The following is a 6,778-nucleotide window of genomic DNA, read 5'->3' as shown; positions in this document are numbered from 1 at the left end:
GCCTCCGCCCCCTCCGCCGCCGCCGCCTCCCCCCGTGCCGCGGGTGGGTGATAGCGGACCGGTTCGCGGGCTGCCCGGAGATGATGATGATTTCAGCTTCGAAGACCTGCCACCCACTTCCTCCGGTGCCCCGGCGCCGGCGCCGCGCCGTTCGACAGGCCGGGCCGTCAGCAACGTCAAGCCTGCCAAAGACTACCTGCCTTTCATCGACGTCGCGATTGACGAAAATGCCCTATATTCAGAATACGGCATGATGCTGCAGGATCGCTATACGCGCATCCAGATCGTGACGCTCAAGCCGGACGCCTATGACATTAAAGGCGTCTCCACCGGCAAACGGTCGGAACCTGTCGATGTGCGAAACTATAACAAGGAAAGCCGCAACTGGCTATCGCGCATGATGGGCTCGCGCAATGTGACGCGTACGCTGATTGCGGAATTCGATGTCGCCAAGCCGGACATCAAGGCGACCAAGGCCCTGTTCTCTGCCACCTTCTCTTCCGACAGCCGGGAAGGCGAATCCTGGACCACGAATGAAAGCATTGCGCTTTATGCAACGCCCTATTTCAAGGTCGGCCCAAACACGACCATCGAAGGGCGCTTCCGCATGCAGCTGTCCGACGAGCGCCAGGGATCGGCAGGGGCAAGTGTCATGGGCGCTCTGACCACGGCCGCCAACCTGATCGCGCCAACGTCCACATTGGTAACGTATTTCAACCAGCCCCTGATGCTGGAAGCCTCCAACTTCCTCAACACGTCCTCGACCACGCTGTTCGGCCAGTCGATCACGGAACAGTCCACCAGCGCATTTTCGGTCAAGTCGTGGAGCGACACGCCGATCCTCGTCGTGTCGGCTGAACTGCCGGAGGCCAGCAATATCAAGCAGACCAAGGGCAAGGGCGCGATTGGTCAGTGGGCGGTTTATCTCGACCAGCCAATCCCGTCCATCTTCACGGCCCAGACATCGGACTTTGACGGCCAGGAGCCGGACTATACCGGCGTGCCGGCGGGCGACATCCTGGCCTTCGAAGTTGGCGAGGACCTGACGGTCTATGACTATATCTTCTCGCGCCTCGACCTCTCCGACCGGATCGCCAGCCTGAATGTTGACGGCGATGCGGATACGGCCCGCCTGATCTGCAATCGCATCGAACGCGGCATGGCCGAGATCGGGTTCACCAGTTTCGATGCGGCCGCAGCCGTATGGGCGGCCTCTGCCAGCGACCAGTTCAACGGCGCCGCCCAAGCCACCCTGCAGCAGGACGGCCTCTGCGAAGGCATGGACCGCTGGAACGCGATGGCTCACTGACGCTTGCCATTGTTTCGGCAAAATTTCGGGATATGAGCCTGTCCTTCAAAGGATGACGGCCATGGCCCACCACAAACGCAAGGGACCGAAATCAACCCGGTCAGGCTGCCTGCTGTGCAAACCGCACAAGCGCCAGGGCACCTGCGCCGCGAACCGCCATCGCGCAGGCGAACGGGCCAAACGCGCCGCCGCTGAACGGGCCATACGGGAAGCCTGATTGGCGGCTGCGCGATGGGCGCCTCTTTAATCCGCCTTCCAGTCTTCATGGCCGTGGCGGATGCGGGCAACAACCACCTCATCTCCCACAATGTTGAAGATGATGATGTGGGCATTGAAGCGGTGAACGCGCACGGGCCTATAGAATTCATCGCGCAAGCGGACCGCCTGGGGAAAGTCTCCAACAAAGCGCAGTTCCTTGCCGTGCTGTTCAAGGTAGCGGCGGGCCTGTTGCTCACCGAATAGCCTGACGCCTTCCCGGAATATGGCGCGAAGGTCGCCCCGCGCCGCTGGCGTAAGCCGAAGTATCATTTACCGGGGCTCGGCTAAAATCTCTGCCATGATCTGGTCGAGCGATTTGTCGCTGATACCGCTGGCAAAGCCTTCCTCGATCTTCTCGTTCAGCGCCGCGATCTTCTCCTGCTTGATCTGCTCACGGCGGATCAGGTCGCGTATCAAATCGGAAGAATTGGCATACTTCCCATCAGCGGACTGCGCCTCGACCCAAGCTTTCATCTGGTCCGGCAGGGAGATGTTCATCGTGGCCATGGCGGGGCTCCTCAAGCTGCCCCTGCAATATAATGGCAAACTTTGCCAAACGCAAACCATGCGCCCGAATCAAAAAGGGCGGCCCTTGAGCCGCCCTTTGTTAGATCTATGTGTCCAGGAAGCTGCGCAGCTTCCGAGACCGGCTCGGATGCTTGAGTTTCCTCAGCGCCTTCGCTTCGATCTGGCGGATGCGTTCGCGCGTCACGCTGAACTGCTGGCCGACTTCCTCCAGCGTGTGATCGGTGTTCATGCCGATACCGAAGCGCATGCGCAGCACGCGCTCCTCACGCGGGGTGAGCGAGGCGAGCACACGCGTGGTGGTCTCGCGCAGGTTCGACTGGATGGCCGCGTCCACCGGAAGCAGCGCCATCTTGTCCTCGATGAAGTCGCCGAGGTTTGAATCCTCGTCGTCGCCAATCGGCGTCTCGAGGCTGATCGGCTCTTTCGCGATCTTGAGAACCTTGCGGATCTTCTCCAGCGGCAGGCCCAGCTTCTCGGCCAGTTCTTCCGGGGTCGGCTCGCGGCCGATCTCGTGCAGCATCTGGCGCTGGGTACGGATAATCTTGTTGATCGTCTCGATCATGTGCACCGGGATACGGATCGTGCGAGCCTGGTCCGCGATGGACCGCGTAATGGCCTGACGAATCCACCATGTGGCATAGGTCGAGAACTTGTAGCCGCGGCGGTATTCGAATTTGTCGACCGCCTTCATCAGGCCGATATTGCCTTCCTGGATAAGATCCAGGAATTGCAGGCCGCGATTGGTGTATTTCTTGGCTATCGAGATCACGAGGCGGAGGTTCGCCTCGACCATTTCCTTCTTGGCGATACGCGCTTCGCGCTCGCCCTTCTGGACGGTCTGGACCAGCACCCGGTAGTCATCGATCGGAATGCCGATTTCCTGGGCGATTTCCGAAATCTCGTTGCGCACTTCCTCGATTTCGTCGCTCTTGCCCTCGATGAAGCGTTTCCACTTTGCCGACAGGCCCTTTACGCGCTCGCCCCATTCGGGCTCGAGTTCGTTGCCGAAATAGTTTTCAAGGAATTCCTTGCGCGGCACGCCATGGGCGTCAGCCATGCGCATCAGCTTGCCTTCAAGGCCCATCAGCTTTTTGTTGATCGCGTAAAGCTGCTCAACCAGCGCCTCGATACGGGCATTGTTGATGTGGATCGTCTTCAGGCTTTCGACGATATTGTTCGACAATTCGTCATATTCGGCCTGGGCCTTCGGCGTCAGGTCCTTGCCTTCGAGGCGGCGCCCGACAAGCTTGTCCTGCAGCTTGCGATAGCGTCCGAACCCGTCTGCGATCTCGTCAAGCTTGGCCAGAACGCCGTCACGCAGTTCCGCTTCCATGGCCGACATGGACATCGCCGCAGCATCATCCTCGTCGTCTTCATCGTCGTCGGTGGATTCGCCGTCTTCGGATTTGGCTTCGTCCGCCTCGTCCTCTTCTTCCTTGGGTTTGGGTTCCGGCGGCGGATTTTCCGCGCCATAGGTCGCTTCGAGGTCAATCAGGTCGCGCAGCAGGATGCGCTCGTTCATCAGCTCGTCGCGCCACACCATCATGGCTTCGAAGGTCAGCGGGCTCTCGCAAAGCCCGCGGATCATCGCGTCGCGGCCCGCTTCGATCCGCTTGGCAATCGCGATCTCGCCTTCACGCGAGAGCAGTTCGACGGCGCCCATCTCGCGCAGGTACATGCGTACGGGGTCGTCGGTGCGGTCAGAGCCGCGCGCGTTGCCCTTCTTGGTGACAACTTTCTTGTCTTCGATCTTGGTGAGCGCCTTGCCTTCGGCTTCGGCCTCTTCCTCGCTCTCGACGACTGCGATGCCCATTTCCGAGATCTGGGACATCACGTCCTCGATCTGATCGGAGGTCATCTCGTCATTCGGAAGCAGGGCGTTGATTTCGTCATGCGTGATGAAGCCGCGCTTCTGCGCCCGCTTCAGAACCTTTTTGACGTCGGTGGCGTTGAAATCGACGACGGCGGCTTCGCCGTCCTTCTCGTCTTCACCTTCGCCATCACCGGCTGTGTTCTTCTTCTTGGTGGCAATTGCCATTCATATTTCTCCCATGGGAGTATCCGCCGCTGCCCTGGTGGATGACCCAAAAAACTGACCTGCGCCTTAGCTTTCGCCGACTTTTCCTGCTGCCTCGTTCATGCGAGCCTTCAAGGCCCGGCGTTCTGCGACAAGCTGGTGACGCCGCCGCCACGCTGAAGGTGACGCCGTCGACTCCCCGCTCGCAGCATCTGTGCCAGAACCGGGCTCCTGCTCATCGGAACTTCTCACCGCCATGTATTGCTCGAGGGCTATAAGCCATTCCCGTGCCTCGGGCCCATCGGCCGCTATCTGAGGCGTATCAGGATAATCTTTGAGCAATCTGGAAGCGCGCATGTTCCCTGTTTCGAGTAAATGGGCGCTCAAGGCCCTGCGGTCAATAGGTTTCCCTGCGTTCATAAAGTCCAGTATGCAGTCTCGGATGTGGCTGACGTCCGGATCAGGAAACGCGGCCGCCGCCAGCGTTTCGGCGCCGAAGTCCAGAAGGAAGGGACTATCGACCGCCCGCACGATCGCGCCAAGGCCGCGCAGCTTGGCCGGCGCGCCGCCCTTGAGCGCAGACTGGCCCGACTCTCCTGAGGCGGGAAACTGTCCCGTTCCGGCGCGCTTCCTGCTGTTGCTGCTGCGATTTGACTGACGCACCTGCCAGAAGTGATCGCGCATGCGGGCCTTCAGATCACGTTCGTATGCCGCCCGCACGCCGGGATGCCTGATCTGGGCCGCCGCCGCCGCAAGGCGCGCCTCGAGACCGGCCTGGCGCTCGGGCGTATCGAGCGGTTCGGCGTCGCGTTCCCGCCGCCAGAGCAGTTCCGACAAGGCAAGCCGGTTATCCAGCGTTTCGGCCATGGCGCCGGGGCCGCGCTCGCGAATCAGGTCGTCAGGGTCCATGCCGTCCGGTAGCAGCACGAAATACAGCGACCGGCCGGGTTCGACATGCGGCAGGGCCCGGTCGAGCGCGCGGAAGGCGGCGCCAAGGCCGGCACTGTCCCCGTCGAAGCAGAGCACGGGCTCCGGCCCCGCCCGCCAGAGCAACGAAATCTGCTCTTCGGTCAGCGCGGTGCCCAGCGGCGCCACAGCCTGGCCAAACCCGGCCTCGGCCAGCGCGATGGCATCCATATAGCCTTCGCAGACGATCAGGCCCCCGTCTTCGCCATGGCCCAGCGCCTCGCGCGCCGCCTTGTAGCGGTACAGCACACGCGACTTGTGGAAGAGCGGCGTATCGCCGGAGTTCAGGTATTTCGGCTTCGCATCCGGCGTCAGGCCACGGCCACCGAACGCAATGATCCCGCCCCGCGAATCCGGGATCGGGAACATCAGCCGCCCGCGAAAGGCATCATAGGGCTCGCCGCCCTTGTCGCTTTCCTTGGCAAGGCCGGCCTCCAGGATCTCCGCCATCGAGAAGCCCTGCGACTTCAGGTGCTCGGACGTCTTGCGCCAGTCATCCGGGGCAAAGCCGAGACGGTGGCGCCGCCAGGCCCCCGGCAGCAGGCCGCGGCCCTCCAGGTAGACCCGCGCCGCCGCGCCTTCTGCCGATTGCAGGCAATCCTCGAACCAGGTCGCAGCCGCCTCGCAGGCCGCCTGCAGGCGCTTGCGGTGGTCGTATTCCTCGGCGGCTTCCGGGCTCGCCTTGGGCAGGCTCATGCCCGCTTCTTCCGCGAGTTTCTCGACCGCCTCCATGAAGGACAGGCGTTCCGTCTCCATCACGAAGCTGATGACGTCTCCGCCCATGCCGGAGGAGAAGCATTTGAAGATGCGCTTCTGGTCGTTGACGTAGAAACTCGGGCTTTTCTCATTGGTGAAAGGCGACAGGCCGACCCATTCCTTGCCCTTCTTGATCAGCTTCACCTTGCGGCCGATCACATCCGACGGCCGGATACGGGCCTTCAGTTCTTCGACAAAGCCATCAGGGATTCGGACGGTCTGGGACATTCGGGCAAGTGTAGCGCGTCATGCCGCTTTCGGGAACGCACAGATTGCCGAACCGCCGCGTCAAAAAAAAGGGCCCCGCCTTTCGGCAGGGCCAGTCTTCAAAGCCGGACAGGCTCACAGGGATGACTAGGTTGTGGACTCATAAGCGCGTGTCCAGAGTCTGACAGAAGCGATAGCGACGGCGGCGAGGTAGTTTCTGGCGAGTTTGTCGAATCGGGTTGCGATGCGCCTGAAATGCTTGAGTTTGTTGAAGTATCGCTCGACCAGATTGCGCTGGCTGTAGATGGCTCTGTTGACGGAGCGCTGGGCCTTGCGGTTGCGCTGGGTGGGGATATGCGCCTCGGCCCCGCGTGATCGTATCTGCTCGACCAGCGAGAGCGCATCATACCCGCGATCAGCCACGACATGGGCGGCCGTCTTCAGGCTGTCGACAAGGGCAGGCGCGGCGGCCTTGTCGGAGGCTTGACCGGCCGTCAGGGACAGGCGGATCGGCAGGCCCGCCTCATCAACCACGGCATGGATCTTGGTGCTCAGTCCCCCACGAGAGAGACCGATGGCGTTATCCGGGCCCCCTTTTTTCCGCCTGCGGCGTGCTGGTGGGCCCGGATGATCGAACTGTCGATGAAGGCCATAGATTCGGGAGATCGCTCCGCCAAGGCATTGAAAACATTGAGCCAGACGCCTGCCTTCGCCCATCTGTTGAAGCGATTGTACAC

Annotated in this window: 6 protein-coding genes and 1 pseudogene; 2 read left to right on the top strand and 5 right to left on the bottom strand. The window is 61.6% G+C overall.

Features of this window, described 5'->3' with window-relative positions; all coding sequences use genetic code 11:
* Positions 1-1,309: pseudogene (locus VR74_RS03830) on the top strand (hypothetical protein); the annotation flags it as partial.
* Between the two features lie 61 nt (positions 1,310-1,370).
* Positions 1,371-1,526 (top strand): hypothetical protein, encoded by a 156-nt coding sequence (locus VR74_RS20460; RefSeq protein WP_299949530.1) that lies wholly within the window; start codon positions 1,371-1,373, stop codon positions 1,524-1,526.
* 26 nt (positions 1,527-1,552) lie between these two features.
* Here the strand turns inward: VR74_RS20460 and VR74_RS21510 are convergent, their stop codons facing one another.
* The 5 genes from VR74_RS21510 to VR74_RS03805 all read right to left on the bottom strand — a co-directional run bounded on the left by VR74_RS21510 (position 1,553) and on the right by VR74_RS03805 (position 6,758).
* The gene (locus VR74_RS21510; protein ID WP_045694565.1) at positions 1,553-1,837 is read right to left on the bottom strand and encodes a type II toxin-antitoxin system RelE/ParE family toxin; all 285 of its coding nucleotides are present in this window, start codon (positions 1,835-1,837) and stop codon (positions 1,553-1,555) included.
* Positions 1,838-2,074 (bottom strand): type II toxin-antitoxin system ParD family antitoxin, encoded by a 237-nt coding sequence (locus VR74_RS03820; protein WP_045694563.1) that lies wholly within the window; start codon positions 2,072-2,074, stop codon positions 1,838-1,840.
* A gap of 106 nt (positions 2,075-2,180) precedes the next feature.
* Positions 2,181-4,133 (bottom strand): RNA polymerase sigma factor RpoD, encoded by a 1,953-nt coding sequence (rpoD, locus tag VR74_RS03815; RefSeq protein ID WP_045694562.1) that lies wholly within the window; start codon positions 4,131-4,133, stop codon positions 2,181-2,183.
* A 66-nt stretch (positions 4,134-4,199) separates the two neighbouring features.
* The gene (gene dnaG, locus VR74_RS03810; protein WP_045694561.1) at positions 4,200-6,062 is read right to left on the bottom strand and encodes a DNA primase; all 1,863 of its coding nucleotides are present in this window, start codon (positions 6,060-6,062) and stop codon (positions 4,200-4,202) included.
* Positions 6,063-6,188: 126 nt separating this feature from the next.
* Positions 6,189-6,758, bottom strand: a complete 570-nt coding sequence (locus VR74_RS03805) for an IS5 family transposase (RefSeq protein WP_299949534.1) — start codon at positions 6,756-6,758, stop codon at positions 6,189-6,191.
* Positions 6,759-6,778: the final 20 nt, after the last annotated feature.

This window comes from Hyphomonas sp. BRH_c22, assembly GCF_000961795.1.
Lineage (GTDB): Bacteria > Pseudomonadota > Alphaproteobacteria > Caulobacterales > Hyphomonadaceae > Hyphomonas.
Note: the sequence above shows the minus strand (reverse complement) of the source record. Positions and strands in the feature narration are given on the sequence as shown.